The sequence below is a fragment of the Mycobacterium montefiorense genome, from assembly GCF_025823255.1.
GTDB lineage: Bacteria > Actinomycetota > Actinomycetes > Mycobacteriales > Mycobacteriaceae > Mycobacterium > Mycobacterium montefiorense.
This window is the reverse complement of sequence record NZ_JACKVL010000017.1, coordinates 1,202,821-1,217,635: the sequence shown is the minus strand read 5'-3', so window position 1 is coordinate 1,217,635 and position 14,815 is coordinate 1,202,821. Positions and strand designations below refer to the sequence as shown.

The 14,815-nt window shown below is 65.6% G+C and carries 16 protein-coding genes; 8 read left to right on the top strand and 8 right to left on the bottom strand.

Annotated features, from left to right (window positions below; translation table 11 throughout):
- The first annotated feature begins 33 nt into the window (after positions 1-33).
- Positions 34-978 (top strand): prephenate dehydrogenase, encoded by a 945-nt coding sequence (locus H7K34_RS25690; RefSeq protein WP_264064878.1) that lies wholly within the window; start codon positions 34-36, stop codon positions 976-978.
- Here the strand turns inward: H7K34_RS25690 and H7K34_RS25685 are convergent.
- The 5 genes from H7K34_RS25685 to H7K34_RS25665 are packed head-to-tail and all read right to left on the bottom strand — an operon-like array spanning position 941 to position 5,033.
- Positions 941-1,495 carry a putative glycolipid-binding domain-containing protein gene (locus tag H7K34_RS25685; protein ID WP_276060111.1) on the bottom strand — a complete coding sequence of 185 codons (555 nt, stop codon included), beginning with the start codon at positions 1,493-1,495 and terminating at the stop codon, positions 941-943. The two genes, H7K34_RS25690 and H7K34_RS25685, sit on opposite strands and share 38 nt — an antisense overlap.
- 47 nt (positions 1,496-1,542) lie before the next feature.
- On the bottom strand, positions 1,543-2,286 hold the full coding sequence (locus H7K34_RS25680) for an ABC transporter permease (RefSeq protein WP_264064773.1): 744 nt from the start codon (positions 2,284-2,286) through the stop codon (positions 1,543-1,545).
- Positions 2,283-2,969 (bottom strand): ABC transporter permease, encoded by a 687-nt coding sequence (locus H7K34_RS25675; protein WP_264064772.1) that lies wholly within the window; start codon positions 2,967-2,969, stop codon positions 2,283-2,285. The genes H7K34_RS25680 and H7K34_RS25675 overlap by 4 nt, the downstream gene beginning before the upstream one ends.
- 2 nt (positions 2,970-2,971) lie before the next feature.
- On the bottom strand, positions 2,972-4,063 hold the full coding sequence (locus H7K34_RS25670; RefSeq protein WP_264064771.1) for an ABC transporter ATP-binding protein: 1,092 nt from the start codon (positions 4,061-4,063) through the stop codon (positions 2,972-2,974).
- 22 nt (positions 4,064-4,085) lie between these two features.
- A complete protein-coding gene (locus H7K34_RS25665) occupies positions 4,086-5,033 on the bottom strand; it encodes an ABC transporter substrate-binding protein (protein WP_264064770.1) in 948 nt (315 codons plus the stop codon).
- A gap of 103 nt (positions 5,034-5,136) precedes the next feature.
- Between H7K34_RS25665 and H7K34_RS25660 the strand changes: the two genes are divergently transcribed.
- Entirely contained in the window at positions 5,137-5,526 is a 390-nt protein-coding gene (locus H7K34_RS25660) for a LapA family protein (RefSeq protein ID WP_264064769.1), read from the top strand.
- On the opposite strand, the gene H7K34_RS25655 is transcribed toward H7K34_RS25660, so the two are convergent.
- Positions 5,523-6,569, bottom strand: a complete 1,047-nt coding sequence (locus H7K34_RS25655; RefSeq protein ID WP_108926350.1) for a phosphotransferase family protein — start codon at positions 6,567-6,569, stop codon at positions 5,523-5,525. The genes H7K34_RS25660 and H7K34_RS25655 overlap by 4 nt on opposite strands.
- 9 nt (positions 6,570-6,578) lie before the next feature.
- Complete coding sequence (locus tag H7K34_RS25650; protein WP_264064768.1) at positions 6,579-7,187, bottom strand: histidine phosphatase family protein; 609 nt, start codon at positions 7,185-7,187, stop codon at positions 6,579-6,581.
- A 118-nt stretch (positions 7,188-7,305) separates the two neighbouring features.
- Between H7K34_RS25650 and H7K34_RS25645 the strand changes: the two genes are divergently transcribed.
- From H7K34_RS25645 to H7K34_RS25620, 6 genes are all read left to right on the top strand, one after another.
- Complete coding sequence (locus tag H7K34_RS25645; RefSeq protein ID WP_264064767.1) at positions 7,306-7,959, top strand: class I SAM-dependent methyltransferase; 654 nt, start codon at positions 7,306-7,308, stop codon at positions 7,957-7,959.
- A 72-nt stretch (positions 7,960-8,031) separates the two neighbouring features.
- A complete protein-coding gene (locus tag H7K34_RS25640) occupies positions 8,032-9,078 on the top strand; it encodes a phosphotransferase family protein (RefSeq protein WP_264064766.1) in 1,047 nt (348 codons plus the stop codon).
- Position 9,079: 1 nt separating this feature from the next.
- On the top strand, positions 9,080-9,838 hold the full coding sequence (locus tag H7K34_RS25635) for an SDR family NAD(P)-dependent oxidoreductase (RefSeq protein ID WP_264064765.1): 759 nt from the start codon (positions 9,080-9,082) through the stop codon (positions 9,836-9,838).
- Between the two features lie 70 nt (positions 9,839-9,908).
- Positions 9,909-11,216: an acyl-CoA dehydrogenase family protein gene (locus tag H7K34_RS25630; RefSeq protein WP_264064764.1), complete on the top strand. Its 1,308-nt coding sequence runs from the start codon at positions 9,909-9,911 to the stop codon at positions 11,214-11,216.
- Positions 11,213-11,824: a TetR/AcrR family transcriptional regulator gene (locus H7K34_RS25625; RefSeq protein WP_264064763.1), complete on the top strand. Its 612-nt coding sequence runs from the start codon at positions 11,213-11,215 to the stop codon at positions 11,822-11,824. Before H7K34_RS25630 ends, H7K34_RS25625 begins: the two co-directional genes overlap by 4 nt.
- Positions 11,824-12,792: an NADPH:quinone oxidoreductase family protein gene (locus H7K34_RS25620; protein WP_264064762.1), complete on the top strand. Its 969-nt coding sequence runs from the start codon at positions 11,824-11,826 to the stop codon at positions 12,790-12,792. The genes H7K34_RS25625 and H7K34_RS25620 overlap by 1 nt, the downstream gene beginning before the upstream one ends.
- Before the next feature lie 8 nt (positions 12,793-12,800).
- Here H7K34_RS25620 and H7K34_RS25615 read toward each other — a convergent pair whose 3' ends face one another.
- Entirely contained in the window at positions 12,801-14,681 is a 1,881-nt protein-coding gene (locus tag H7K34_RS25615) for an alkyl/aryl-sulfatase (RefSeq protein ID WP_264064761.1), read from the bottom strand.
- Between the last annotated feature and the right edge of the window lie 134 nt (positions 14,682-14,815).

Below are 14,815 nucleotides of genomic sequence, written 5' to 3'. Positions count from 1 at the left end.
TGCACTGTGGCACGGACTGCGACGCGAACCCCGGTGTGTGTGCTCGGGTTAGGACTTATCGGCGGTTCGATCATGCGAGCGGCGGTGGCCGCGGGCCGTGAAGTGTTCGGCTACAACCGCTCGGTAGAGGGTGCACACGGAGCGCTCGCCGATGGTTTTGCCGCCACCACCGAGCTCAATGACACGCTGATCCGGGCCGCCGACGTCGAGGCCTTGATCGTGTTGGCCGTGCCGATGCCCGCGCTGCCGGCGATGCTCGCCCACGTCCGCGAGTTCGCCCCGAAATGCCCGCTCACCGACGTCACCAGCGTCAAAACGGCAGTGCTCGACGAGGTCATCGCGGCCGGTCTGCAGGACCGCTTTGTCGGCGGCCACCCGATGACGGGCACCGAAAGCTCGGGCTGGGCGGCCGGCCATGCCGGATTGTTCACGGCGGCACCGTGGGTGGTCAGCGTCGACGACCACGTGGACCCGGTGGTGTGGTGGATGGTGATGACGCTGGCGCTGGATTGCGGCGCGGTGGTGGTGCCGGCCAAATCCGATGAGCACGACGCCGCCGCGGCCGCCATTTCGCATCTGCCACACCTGCTCGCCGAGGCGTTGGCGGTGACGGCCGCAGAAGTTCCGCTGGCGTTCGCGCTGGCCGCCGGGTCTTTCCGGGACGGCACCCGGGTGGCGGGCAGCGCCCCGGATCTGGTGCGCGCGATGTGTGAAGGCAACACCGCCCACCTGCTGACGGCGGTCGACCGGATGATGGACCTGCTCAGCCGCACCCGCGACTCGCTGGATTGGGACAATTCGGTGGCCGACCTCGTCGAGGCGGGCCACGCCGCGCGAACGCGCTACGACCGCTTCCCGCGCTCCGACATCTTCACCGTCGTGATCGGCGCGGAGAACTGGCGCGAAGAACTGGCCGCCGCCGGCCGGGCGGGCGGAGTCATCAGATCCGCTCTGCCAATCCGGGATAGTCCACGATGAAGCCTTCGTCGTCGACGGTCACGGTGGTGTCGGCGACCGGCGAACGCAGCTTGATCCCTTCGGGGCCGCCCTGCCCGGTGTAGCTCACCGTGGCCGCGTCGACCGTCATGTCCGGCACGTTGACGTAGACCACTGGCAACGTGATGGTTTCGGCCCGTTCGTGTAGCCCCAGACGACGGATGGGCAGCGCATTGAAGAACGGGCTGAACACCACGTCGAGGTCGAGTGCGCCGTTGTATCCCTCGCGTCGCTCGCCCTGATGGTCGGTGATCATCCACATGTTTTCCTCGTCACGCGCGATCGCGAGCTGACGCTCCCGCTCGGCGAGGGTGATCGTCAGCCCGAACCTCTTGGTGGCTCCGCTCTCGTCGGTCTGCAGTTCATAGAAGGCGCCGAATGCCGGGTTCGTCGCGGTAGCCGCGGCCACGATGCGGCCGGTAGCCTTAATTCGCTTGCCGGACACCTGTACTCGCACCGATTCCATCCGGGAGATATCCGGTGCACGCCAGATCAGCATCGCGTTCCAGACGCGCTGAGTCGGGTCAGAGGGGCTGTTCACACTCCCTACCGTAGGACGTGGCCCCCGGCCGCGGCAGGCTGGTCGCCAACTGCGGTCACTGTCACACCGTCGCGCCGCGCAGGCCTGCGCAACCGTCCGGTGCCCGGCACCGAAGCCCAGACCGCCGTCGCCAGCAGCCCGTCGAGGATCAGCGCCAGCGCGGCGACCATCAGCGCACCGACCAGAGCGAGCTGGAATTCGCGTTCTTTGATTCCGTCGATCAGGTAGCGGCCCAGCCCGCCGAGGCTGGCATACGCGGCCACGGTCGCGGTGGCGACGACCTGCAGCGTGGCGTTGCGCAGCCCGCCGAGAATCAACGGCATCGCGTTGGGGACCTCGACGCGCAGCAACACTTGGGCCTCCGTCATGCCCATCGCGCGGGCGGCGTCGACAGCCACCGGATCTACGTTGGCGATGCCCGCGTACGTGCCGGCCAGCAGCGATGGCACACCGAGCAGCATCAGGGCGACCAGCGGCGGCCCGAAACCCAGCCCGAACAGCAGCACGCCCAGCAACAGCACCCCGAGCGTCGGCAGTGACCGCAGCCCGTTGACCGCGCCCACGACCAGAAGCGTGCCGCGGCCGGTGTGACCGACGACCATCCCGACCGGAACCGCGATCAGTGCCGACGCGCCCACCGCCATGGCGGTGTACTCGATGTGCTCCAAGATGCGTGCCGCCAGACCGACCGGGCCGGTCCAGTTGTCGACGGTAAGCAGATACGAGACCGCCTGGCCGATGAAGTTCATCGCGCACCACCGACCACCGGGACCGCCACCGACCGCCGCCGCGCGGCGCCACCCGCGCGGGACCAAGGCGTGGCCAGCCGGCCGGCCAGCACGATCAACACGTCGATCACCACCGCCAACACGAACAGCGCGACGATGCCGGCCAGGATCTGGTCACTCTTGTCGGTCTGATACCCCTCGGTGAACCAGGTTCCCAGGCCGCCGATCCCGATCACCGAACCCACCGAGACCATCGCGATATTGGTCACCACCACCACCCGCAGCCCCGCAACCATGACCGGAATCGACAGCGGGAGTTCAACTTTCAGAATTCTCTTGACGGCCGAGTAGCCGACCGCGGTGGCGGCGTCACGGACCTGAGCCGGCACCGCGTCCAGCGCCTCTAGCACCGCGCGCACCATCAGCGCGGTGGTGTAGGCCGTCAGCGCGACAAGGACGTTGGCCTCGTCGAGTATCCGGGTCCCGATGATCACCGGCAGCGCCACGAATAGCGCCAGCGACGGAACGGTGAACACCACACTGGCGGTCGCCGTCGTCAGCTGCCGCGCAATCGGTTGACGCTGCACCAGAACCCCCAGCGGCACCGCGATCAACAGCCCAATCAGCACCGGCACCAACGACAACCGCAGATGGATCACGGTCAGCGTCCAGGCATCGCCCAGGTGCGTGAGCAGATAGTGCATGGTCAGGTCCGTCGCTGAGATTCGACCGCGGCCAGCACGTCGGCGGCCAATACCCCGCCGATGACCTTGCCGTCGTCGTCGACGGCGATCCCCACGGCCGACGGCGACGACAGCGACGCGTCCAGCGCGTGGCTGAGATTGCCGCCAGGGCGCAACAATGCGCCGACGGCGCTGATGCTGTCGGTCAACGACGCACCACCGGCATGCCGGCGCAGGCCGTCGCCGTCGATCCAGCCCAGCGGTGCGCCGTGGTCGTCGACCACTACCACCCAGCCGGTGATCAATCGATCGGTCAGCCCACTGGCGGAGACGGTGTCGACGGTGTGCAGCGGCAGGCCGTTCGCGTCGATCAGCTGCAGCCACCGGTAGCCACGCCCGAGACCGATGAATCTCGTCACGAAATCGTTGGCCGGCCGGGAAAGGACTTCGGTGGGTTCGTCGTACTGTTGCAACGCGCCCCCTCGCCCGAAGATCGCGGCTTGGTCGGCAAGTTTGAGCGCCTCGTCGATGTCGTGCGTCACGAACACGATGGTTTTGTGCAATTCGCTTTGCAGGCGCAATATTTCGTTCTGCAGCTCAAGACGAACCACGGGGTCCACAGCCGAGAACGGCTCGTCCATCAACAGGATTGGCGGGTCGGCGGCCAGTGCGCGAGCGACACCGATGCGCTGTTGTTCTCCGCCGGAGAGCTGCGCCGGGTAGCGGTTGGCCAGGTTGGCGTCCAGCCCGACGCGCTCGAGTACGTCGTAGGCCGCCTTTCGTGCCGCCCGGCGTGACTGCCCCCGCAACACCGGAACCGTCGCGACGTTGTCGATGACGCGTTGATGCGGCATCAGCCCGGCGTGCTGAATCACGTATCCGATTCCGAGCCGCAGCTTCACCGGGTCGACGCCAGCGACGTCCCGTCCGTCGACGGTAATGGTGCCCGATGTCGGCTCGATCATCCGGTTGATCATCCGCAGCGCCGTGGTCTTACCGCTACCGGAGGAACCGACGAAGACCGTCAACTTGCCGTAGGGGACCACCAGACTGAGCCCGTCCACCGCGGTGGTCCCGTCGGTGAATACCTTGCTGACATTGTCGAAGATGATCAACGCGCCACACCCCAGCCGGCTGTCATTGGGTAATCGGATGGTTGAAGCCGTTGTCCCGGACCCAGTTTCGAGCAGCCTGGTCGGGATCGATGCCGGAGTTGCCCGCCACCGCCGCGTTGAGCCCGGCCAGGCAGTCAGTGGTCAGCTTCGCCGAGACCGCATCCAGGACCACTTTGAGGTGATCGGACTTCTTCTGCGAATTCACCAGCGGCACAATGTTGCCGGCCACGAAATTGTGTTCGGGGTCCTCGAGCGTCACCAGATGGTCTTGCCTGATCGCCGGTGAGGTGGTGAAGATGTTGGCCGCGGTGACCCTTCCCCCGACCAACGCGCGCACCGTCACCGCGCCGCCACCGTCGTCGATGACGATGCAGTTGCCGGGACTGATGTTGAGCGAGTACTTCTGGCGCAGCCCGGGCAGGCCGGATGGGCGGTTCTCGAACGCCGACGGTGCCCCGAATTTCACTTCCGGGGAGTGAGCGGCCAGGTCGGCGATGGTTTTGAGGTTCCACTGGGCGGCGGTTGTGCTGGTGACACTGACCGTGTCGGTGTCGGACGCCGGTGACGGCGTCAGCAGCGACAGGTCACCCGGCAATTTCTGGTAGAGCTCCAATTCGACGGCTCCCAGCATGGTCGCGGTCGAGTTGGGAGCGAAGTAGCGCAGTAGATTACCGACGTATTCCGGTACCAAATCGATGGAATGGTCTTTGAGCGCCGGGATGTACGTCTCGCGACTGCCGATACCCATTCGCCGCCCGACATCGAAACCGTTGGCCTGCAACGTCTGTGCATAGATCTCGGCGATGATCTGGGATTCCGGGAAGTCTGCGGACCCGACCACGATGGATTTCATGCTGCGCATTTGCGGCGCCAGCGGATCGGAATTGCTGCAGGCCGCGACCAGGCACGTGGCCGCACACCACACCGCCGCAGGGATGATCGCGCGGCGCACGCGCCGCAGCATCCTCATAACGCTGACACTAACGGCAGAAGCGGCCTGGCGCTGTCGCCATGAAGCATGCGGTTTGCGTGGTTTGGTTTCATTCTGCGTGCGATGGGACAAAGATGGATCTATGAGCAGCAACCACCCTGGCTCGCCGGACAACCCGCCGCCAACGCCCGCTTCGGGGCCTCCCCCCAAGTCCGTCCCGGCGCCTCCCCCAGCGCCCACTGCCGGCGCGAAGTCCAGCGAACCGGCCATCGGATTCACCCGAGCCGGTGCCCTGTGGACTGCGTTGATCGCGGGCTTCTTGATCCTGATTCTGTTGCTGATCTTCATCACCCAGAACACGACGTCGACGCCTTTCCAGTTCTTGGGCTGGCATTGGAACCTGCCACTGGGGGTGGCCATCCTGCTGGCTGCCGTGGTTGGTGGATTACTCACCGTGGCCGTCGGCACCGCGCGCATCCTGCAACTACGTCGCGCCGCCAAGAAGCAGCACGCCGCGGCGATGCGGCGCTAGCCGGGCAGCTTGGCTAGCTCCCCGAGTCCCCGCGAGATCAACGGCGCGACCACCTCGGGCATGTGCTCGGAGTCTTTACCGCTGGCCTGATCCGACATCCGCCTGCGGAAGTCGATGCCGGCCGCGATGATGGCGAGCTTGAAATAGGCCAACGCCATGTAGAACTCCCAATGCGCCAGCGGTATCCCGGCGACCAGCGAGTACCGATCGGCCAACTCGTCGGCCGTCGGCAGCAGCGGTGACGTCCAGGCGGCCTGCGCATTGACGATCAGATCCAGCGCCGGGTCGCGATACACACACATCAGGGCCGCGTCGGACAGCGGATCTCCCAGCGTCGAGAGTTCCCAATCCACCACGGCGCGCACCCGCGTCGGGTCGTCGGCGTCCAGGATGGTGTTGTCGATCCGGTAGTCACCGTGCACGATCGAAGTGCGACTCTGTTGCGGAATCGCTTGCTGCAGGCCGGAATGCAGTCGTTCGACGTCGGCGTCGCGATGGTCGTCGGGCAGCCGCACCAGTTCCCATTGGGAGCCCCAGCGACGCACTTGACGTTCCAGATAGCCGCTGGGTTTGCCGAAGTCGGCCAGCCCCACCGCATTCGGGTCGACGTTGTGCAAGTCGACGAGCACCCGGATCAGTCCGTCAACGCATTTGTCGATCACGGTGTGATTGAAGGCTTCGAGTTGAGCGCGGCGGCGCACCACCTGCCCGGCAACGAACTCGACGATCTGGAACGGTGCGCCCAGCACCGAGTCGTCCTCGCACAGCGCGATCGCGCGGGCCACCGGAACGGGCGTGTCGTGCAGGGCCGCCACCACTTTGTACTCGCGGGCCATATCGTGCGCCGACGGGGTCAGGCCGTGTAGCGGTGGACGGCGCACCAGCCAGTTCGTTTTGTCGTCGTAGACCCGGAACGTCAGATTGGAGCGACCGCCGGAGATGAAGTCCCCACGCAAGTGGCCGTCGCGTTCGATGCCAAGCGAACGCAAATACCGGTCCAGCGCGGGCAGGTCCAGCCCGTCGAGTCGATCAGCCGAAGTCACCGAACTTGTCTACCATCGCTGGTTACGCGGCAACAGGTCCCACACGTGTTCGACCGCATTGACTCCAGCCACCGTCGCCTGGCCGCTCCGCGAGTACAGCAGCCGAGTCACCGATGCGTAGTCGACGGGAAACGACAACAGCCGGGTCGTCCCGAGGATCTCGTGCAGCAGCAAGTTGATCACCCCACCGTGGCTGAACACCGCAACGGTGTCTTCGGGTTCGGCGGACGCGACGAGATCGTCCACCGCCGCCGTCACCCGCGCCCGGAACGCGTCCTCGTCGACCGCACTGGGCAGACGGCCCTGGGCCAGTCGCTCCCACTCTTTCGGATTTTCCTGACGGATCTGCTCGATGGGGATGTACACGGGAAGGTCGCGATCGTATTCGGCAAAGCGCTCGTCAATTTCGACGGACAACTCCCGGGCCACCGCGACCGGTTCGGCGGTCTGCACGGCGCGCCGCTGAGGGCTGCTGATGACCCGGGAGATCGGGAACCGGGCGAGCGCCTCGGGCAGGCGCGCGATCTGGGCCACTCCCTCCTCCGACAGGTCCGGGTCGGAACCCTGGCCGTGTTCGCTGCGCAGCGGCAACGCATGCCGGACCAGAAGCACTTGCATGGTTCTCCCTGTGGTCGGGTGATCAGTGGCCGGTTCGCAGTTTCTCATCGCGCCCTGCCGCGGCGCGCGGCCGTCTCCTAATCTGCAAGAGAGGTAGGCCCGATCTCGAGGAGGACAGATGACCCAGCCGAACATCGATTGGGATGCCGCCTACCGACAAGAAGCGCCACCGCCGTGGAGCATCGGCAGGCCGCAGCCCAAGCTGGCATCGCTGATCGATCAAGGCAAGGTCCGCGGCGAGGTGCTGGACGCCGGCTGCGGCCACGCCGCCCTGGCACTCGACCTCGCCGCGCGCGGTTACCCCGTCGTCGGGCTGGACGCCAGCGCGACCGCGGTCGACGCCGCAGCCGCGGCCGAACAAGGACTGACAACAGCAACTTTCACACAGGCCGACGTCACCGACTTCGGCGGCTATGACGGACGCTTTGCCACCATCCTTGACAGTGGGCTGTTCCACGCTTTGGCGCCCGAGGGCCGTCAGGGTTATCTGCGGTCGATCTCGCGGGCCGCCGCGCCCGGGGCGACGCTCTACATCCTGGCGTTCGCCGCAGGCGCGCTGGGCGAGCAGAACGGCGTGCCCGGTCCACGTGGCTTCACGGAAAGCGAATTGCGGGACGCCGTCTCGACGCTGTGGCAGGTCGACGGCATCCGTGCCGCCAAGGTGTACGGCAACGACGCATCACTCGATGCCGAGTTGCCGAACGCCGAGCACGACGGCGAAGGGCACTTCATGGTGCCGGGGCTCCTGCTCAGCGCGCACAAGCCGGGGTAGCGGGTCTGCGCACGCTCTGGCGCCGCCGGTGGAGAATGCTATTCTCCACACAGAGAGTGGGGTGTGCGGACAATGACGACTGCTGGTGGAACCCCACTGGACCCGGGTGTGCTGGGTCGATGGCTCGATGCCAACGACGCACCGGGCGGCGGCGAAGAACCGTCGCTGGAACAACTCAAAGGCGGCTCGCAGAACACGCTGTATCTGATTGCGCGTGGCAGCGAGCGCATGGTGCTGCGGATGCCCGGCGCCCGCGCGGACGCCGCCCGTATCGACGGCTTGCTGCGCGAGATCCGGCTGGTGCGGGCACTGTCCGGCACCGATGTACCGCACGCCGAGCTGATCGCCGCCGACGACAGTGGCACCGTGCTCGGCATGCCGTTTTACGTGATGCGAGCAATCGACGGCTGGAGCCCGATGGACGGGGGCTGGCAGCCACCGTTCGACACCGACCCGGACGCCCGCCGCGGCCTCGCATTCGAACTCGTCGAGGGTGCCGCCAAGCTGGGCCGGGTGGATTGGCGACGCCAAGGACTCGAGGGCTTCGGCCGCCCGGACGGATTTCACGATCGGCAAGTCGATCGTTGGCTGGCGTTTCTCGACTCCTACAAGGTCCGCGAGCTGCCCGGCCTGGACGAGGCCGCCGCGTGGCTGCGCCGCAATCGGCCCGCGCAGTACCAGCCGGGCATCATGCACGGCGACTACCAGTTCGCCAACGTGATGTTCGCGCATGGGGGCACGGCTCAGCTCGCCGCGATCGTGGATTGGGAGATGACGACGGTAGGCGATCCACTGCTCGATCTCGCCTGGGCGTTGCTGGGCTACGACGGCGAAACCCCCAAGGCGGACGGGTTTTATCTGGACATGGCCGGGATGCCGACGCGCAGCGAATTGCTGAGTCACTACGAGTTAGTCAGCGGGCTTTCCACCGAGAACATCGACTACTACCTGGTGCTGGCCAACTGGAAACTCGGCATCGTGCTGGAAAAGACGTACGCTGCCGGCGTGCGGACCGGAAAAGTCGACCCGAAGATCACCGATGCATTCGGGCCGATGATCCTTGCGCTCATCGCGACGGCGGCTCAGATGGCCCACAACCTGCCTGCTGGAGCGCGCTGAAATGGGTTATGCCGACCAACTTTTCGAACTCACCGACCGCGTGGTGCTGATCACCGGCGGCAGCCGTGGTTTGGGCCGGGAAATGGCGTTCGCTGCCGCGCGCTGCGGGGCCGACGTGGTGATCGCCAGCCGCAACTTCGACAACTGCGTCGCCACCGCCAAGGAGGTCGAGTCCAAGACCGGGCGCGCCGCGATGCCTTATGGTGTGCACGTCGGGCGCTGGGATCAACTCGACGGCTTGGTCGCTGCCACCTACGAGCGGTTCGGCAAAGTCGACACCTTGATCAACAACGCGGGCATGTCGCCGCTGTACGACAAGCTGAGCAACGTCACCGAGAAGCTGTTCGACGCGGTGGTGAACCTGAATCTTAAAGGGCCGTTTAGGTTATCGGCGTTAGTGGGTGAGCGGATGGTCGCCGCGGGCAGCGGGTCGATCATCAACGTGAGCTCCACCGGGTCGCTGCGGCCCAACGGTGGCATCATTCCCTACGCGGCCGCCAAAGCCGGGCTCAACGCGATGACCGAAGGGCTGGCGCAGGCATTCGGTCCGACGGTACGGGTCAACACGCTGATGGCCGGGCCCTACCTGACCGACGTCAGCAAGGCGTGGGATCTGTCCGGAGACAACAACTTCAGCCACCTCCACCTGAAACGCGCCGGCGATCCGCGCGAAGTTGTCGGCGCCGCGCTCTTCTTGGCGTCCGACGCGTCCAGTTTCACGACCGGTTCGATTCTGCGGACCGACGGCGGAATTCCCTAACGTGGCGATCGCAAGCGCGGCACAGCCGAGCGCAGCCGGTCGGCACGGCTGAACGAGTAGGAGTATTCGAATGTCATGGGACTTCTCTACCGAGCCGGAGTTCGAGAAGAAGCTCGCCTGGGTTCGCGAGTTCGTCCGCGAAGAAGTCGAGCCGCTCGAGGTGCTTTTCCCGGGCTGCGAGTTCCTGCCGCTCAATGACGAGCGGCGGCGTATCGTCGATCCGCTCAAGCAGCAGGTCCGCGACAATGGCTTGTGGGCACCGCATCTGGGCCCGGAGCTGGGCGGGCAAGGCTTCGGCGCAGTCAAGCTGACGTTGATCAACGAGATTCTGGGCCGCAGCCCGTGGGCGCCGATCGTCTTCGGCACCCAAGCGCCCGATACCGGCAACGCGGAGATCATCGCGCGCTTCGGTACGAAGGACCAGAAGGACCGCTACCTGTCCGGGCTGCTATCCGGCGAGATATTTTCCTGCTTCTCAATGACCGAACCGCAAGGCGGTACCGATCCGCGCGTGTTCACCACCCGTGCCGTCCGTGACGGCGACGAATGGGTGATCAGCGGGCGAAAGTACTTCTCCTCCAACGCCGCTGTCGCATCGTTCTTCATTATCGTCGCGATCACCGATCCCGACGTACCCGTCCATCGCGGCGCCTCGACGTTCCTGATCCCCGCCGACACCGAAGGGCTGATCCTGGAAGCCAACCACCATCTGGTGGGAGCTGACCCGCACGAACCGGGGCATTCCCTGGTGCACTACAACGGGGTGCGGGTACCTGCGGACGCGTTGCTCGGCGAGCCCGGTCAGGGCTTTTTGATCCTGCAAACCCGATTGGCCGGCGGGCGGCTGCACCATGCGATGCGCGCCATCGGGATGGCGCAGCGCGCGGTCGACATGATGTCGCGGCGCGCGAAAAGCCGCTTCACCCAGGGTAGCTCGTTGGCAGACAAGCAGCTGGTGCAACAGTTTGTCGCCGACTCCTATACCGAGCTGATCCCGTTCCGGTTGACGGTGCTGCACGCCGCGTGGCTGATCGACAGCGGCGACGAGCATGGTGCCCGCGCCGAAATCAGCGTGTGCAAGATTCTTGCTTCCCAGGTGTTGAAATCGATTGCGCTACGGGCTATCCAAGTGCACGGCGCGCTCGGGCTTACCGATCAGCTGCCCCTGGTGAACGTGTTGCTGGGCGGCATCGCGCTCGGCCTGGCCGACGGGCCGACCGAGGCGCACAAGGTCAATCTGGCCCGGATGCTGCTCAAGGGGTACGACGCCGAAGAAGGCGACTGGCCCAGTGAAATGCTCGAAGTTCGTCGCGCCGCGGCCCGGGAAAAGTACGGCGCTCTCGTCGGTAGCGTTCCCGCGCACCCACATTCGCCATGACCAACAGGGTCACCGCAGCCGTCGAGCGCGCCCTCGACGACCGGCAGCGGGGGGCTACCGCGGAGGTCGAACGCATCCTGGCTGCCGCGGTACGGGTGATGGAGCGCGTCGCGCCCGAGGAGCCGCGTGTCAGCGACATCGTCACCGAGGCCGGGTCGTCGAACAAGGCGTTCTACCGGTATTTCGCCGGCAAGGACGATCTCATCCTGGCGGTAATGGAACGCGGGGTGGGAATCGTGTTGTCCTACCTCGAACACCAGATGGCCAAGGAGTCCCAACCGCGGGACAAGATCGCCCGCTGGATCGAAGGCACGCTGGCACAGGTCGCCGAGCCCGACCTGATCAGGAAAAGCCGCGCTGCGGCCGGTCAGATGGCGACGGCGACGAACTGGCGTACGGTCGATCACGAAATGATGTACCCGCTGCGCGATCTTCTGGTCGAACCGATTGCGGCACTGGGAAGTACCGATGTCGAGCGCGACGTCGAGGCGGTGTTCTGCTGCACGGCGGCGACGATGCGCCGATACATGGGATCGGCTGTTCGGCCCGCGCCCGACGACATCGCACACGTGGTGAAGTTCTGCCTCAACGGATTGGGAGTCAATTGATGCGCGCCGTTGTCTGTCACTCCGACGGTCCGCCGGAGAGTTTGGTGCTCGACGATGTTCCCGAGCCCGTTCCGGCGCCCGGCCAGATGTTGGTGCGGGTACACGCCGCGGCAGTCAACTTCCCCGACGTGCTGTTCATCGCCGGCAAGTGCCAGATCAAGATTCCACCGCCATTCATCCCCGGCAACGAGATTGCCGGAGAGGTGATCTCCGTCGGTATTGACGCGGCGTTTCGCCCGGGCCAGCGGGTAGCCGGAACCACCTTCGGGGCATTCGCCGAACAGGCGCTACTCGACACGACTCAGGCCTCGCTGATCCCCGACGACGCCGACTTCGCGTCGGCTGCGGCCTTCGGCGTGACCTACCGCACCGCATACCACGCGTTGCGGTCGACCGCCGCTGTCACAGAAGGGGATTGGGTCGTGGTGCTGGGCGCGGCAGGCGGAGTGGGTCTGGCCGCCGTTGAACTGGCCGTAGCGATGGGAGCTCGCGTGCTGGCCGCGGCGTCGAGCCCGGACAAGCTTGAGCTGTGTCGGCAACGCGGTGCCGAGGCCGTTGTGGATTACGACCGCGAGAACCTCAAGCTGCGGATCCGTGAACTCACCGGAGATGCCGCCCGAGTGGTGCTGGATCCGGTCGGCGGCTCGTATTCGGAGCCGGCGCTGCGCGGTCTGGCGCGCGGCGGTATCTTCGTCACCCTGGGCTATGCGGCGGGCACGATCCCCGCGATTCCGCTCAATCTCGTAATGCTCAAAGACATCTGCGTGCGCGGTATGGAGATCCGCACTTTCATGAGCGACTACCCCGATGAGGCCGTACGCGACATTGAAGAGTTGACACAGATGTTCGCCGCGGGCACGGTCCGGCCCTACATCGGCGCGCGATTCCCGCTGTCCGAGGCTCCCGCGGCACTGCGGTATGTCGCCGATCGCAAAGTCCTGGGCAAGGTCGTCATCGACGTCGCGTGACCCGACGGTTACGGCGTGACGATGTTGAAGCTCGGGTTGGGCTCGTCCAGGACGCCCAGAAATGCCTGCAGCGCATTGCGGTCGCCGGAGATTTCCAGGCCCGGCGACGTGAAGTCCCCCATCGCTGTCCTCAGCAGACGAATCTTGGTGTCCAGCTTGACCGTAACGGTTGCCGATGCGGGGTCGGCGCCGACTTTGCGATATACGAGCACCCCGTTGCGCAGCGCGAGCCGGTAGTTCACGGCCAGGTCCGCGAAGGTCAGGTCGATGGCGATATCGAGGTCCCAGCTCCGGGGCCCGTTGACCCGAATGGCAAGGCTGTCGAAGATTTGCTCAGGCGTCAGTTGCGACACCATTGACGGCGATGTGGCCTGTGTCGCGGTACCGAAGTTTCCGTCGCGCAGTTCGCTGGTCCCGCTCATGAAGAAGTTGCGCCACGTCGCGTTCTCGGCGCCGTAGCCCAGTTGCTCCAAGGTGTCCGCGTACAGCGCGCGAGCGGCGGCGTGATCATCGTTGGTGAAAATTGCATGATCGAGCAGCGTTGCAGCCCAACGGAAATCGCTGGCATCGAAGGCCGCTTGGGCAAGCTCGACGACGCGGTCGATCCCGCCCATCGCGTCGACATAGCGGGGCGCAAGGGCCTCGGGGGGATGCGGCCACAGCCGGCCCGGGTTGCCGTCGAACCAGCCCATATAACGTTGGTAGACGGCCTTGACATTGTGGCTGACCGATCCGTAGTACCCCCGGGTGTGCCATACCCGGTCCAAAGCCGGTGGCATCTCGAATGTTTCGGCGATTTCGACCCCCGTGTAGCCTTGGTTAAGCAGCCGCAATGTCTGGTCGTGCAGATAGGCGTACAGGTCGCGCTGAAGCGACAGGAACTCGACGATGCTCTGGTGTCCCCAGGTTGGCCAGTGGTGGGACGCGAACACGACATCGGAACGTCCGGAAAAAGTGTCGATGGCCTCGGTGAGATAGCCCGACCAGGCGTGCGGGTCGCGGACCAGCGCACCACGCAAAGTGAGCAGGTTATGCAGGTTGTGGGTGGCATTCTCGGCCATGCACAACGCGCGGAAACGTGGGAAGTAGAAATGCATTTCGGCGGGAGCCTCGGTGCCGGGCGCCATCTGGAATTCGATCTCCACACCATCGATCGTGTGCTTCTCGCCGGTCTCCCGGATATCGCTGGTCGGAACGATGATGGCCACCTCACCGCTGGAGGCGGCCTGACCAAGACCGCAGCCCACCTGCTCCTGAGGTCCGCGCGCCAGCAGACTGCCGTACATATACGTGGCTCGGCGAGTCATTGCCGGACCGGCGTAGACGTTCTCCTGAACGGCGTGCGCGGTGAACCCCTCCGGCGCCAGTACGGCAACCGCGCCCGCATCCACGTCCGCCTGCGATGTCACGCCCAGCACTCCGCCGAAATGGTCGACATGGCTATGGGTGTAGATCACCGCGACTACGGGACGGTCGCTGCCGCGGTGGGTGCGATAGAGGTCCAGTGCCGCGGCGGCTACCTCGGTGGACACCAACGGGTCGATCACGATGATCCCGGTGTCGCCCTCGATGAAGCTGATGTTGGAGATGTCGAAGCCGCGGACCTGATAGATGCCCGGCACCACCTCGTACAGGCCCTGTTTGGCGTTCAGCCCCGATTGGCGCCACAAGCTGGGGTGCACCGAGCTTGGCGCGGGACCGTCAAGGAAGGCGTAGACATCGTTGTCCCACACCACACGCCCGTCGGCCGCCTTGATGACGCAGGGAGACAGGGACGCGATGAATCCACGGTCGGCATTGTCGAAATCCGTTGTGTCGTCCCAGGGCAGCGAATGTTCGCGATGCGCCGACTCGATGACCGCGGCGGGAGGTTTGTGGTCCACCGGCAATACATTGCCATCAACGCACCCTTGCCGGAAAGCACAGGCTGAGAGCGACCGGGTTAACCGGGACGAAACAATTTGGCCCAACCCCTTGGTTGCAGCCAGGCAAACCCGCATACTGCGTTGACGGCCCTCATTGT

What these genes read in the sequence shown, in the direction of transcription:
- H7K34_RS25685 (WP_276060111.1), bottom strand. Translation starts at nt 1,495, where the DNA reads ATGCTGATCTGGCGTGCACCGGATATCTCCCGGATGGAATCGGTGCGA.
- H7K34_RS25680 (WP_264064773.1), bottom strand. Translation starts at nt 2,286, where the DNA reads ATGAACTTCATCGGCCAGGCGGTCTCGTATCTGCTTACCGTCGACAAC.
- H7K34_RS25675 (WP_264064772.1), bottom strand. Translation starts at nt 2,969, where the DNA reads ATGCACTATCTGCTCACGCACCTGGGCGATGCCTGGACGCTGACCGTG.
- H7K34_RS25665 (WP_264064770.1), bottom strand. Translation starts at nt 5,033, where the DNA reads ATGAGGATGCTGCGGCGCGTGCGCCGCGCGATCATCCCTGCGGCGGTG.
- H7K34_RS25660 (WP_264064769.1), top strand. Translation starts at nt 5,137, where the DNA reads ATGAGCAGCAACCACCCTGGCTCGCCGGACAACCCGCCGCCAACGCCC.
- H7K34_RS25650 (WP_264064768.1), bottom strand. Translation starts at nt 7,187, where the DNA reads ATGCAAGTGCTTCTGGTCCGGCATGCGTTGCCGCTGCGCAGCGAACAC.
- H7K34_RS25645 (WP_264064767.1), top strand. Translation starts at nt 7,306, where the DNA reads ATGACCCAGCCGAACATCGATTGGGATGCCGCCTACCGACAAGAAGCG.
- H7K34_RS25640 (WP_264064766.1), top strand. Translation starts at nt 8,032, where the DNA reads ATGACGACTGCTGGTGGAACCCCACTGGACCCGGGTGTGCTGGGTCGA.
- H7K34_RS25635 (WP_264064765.1), top strand. Translation starts at nt 9,080, where the DNA reads ATGGGTTATGCCGACCAACTTTTCGAACTCACCGACCGCGTGGTGCTG.
- H7K34_RS25630 (WP_264064764.1), top strand. Translation starts at nt 9,909, where the DNA reads ATGTCATGGGACTTCTCTACCGAGCCGGAGTTCGAGAAGAAGCTCGCC.
- H7K34_RS25625 (WP_264064763.1), top strand. Translation starts at nt 11,213, where the DNA reads ATGACCAACAGGGTCACCGCAGCCGTCGAGCGCGCCCTCGACGACCGG.
- H7K34_RS25620 (WP_264064762.1), top strand. Translation starts at nt 11,824, where the DNA reads ATGCGCGCCGTTGTCTGTCACTCCGACGGTCCGCCGGAGAGTTTGGTG.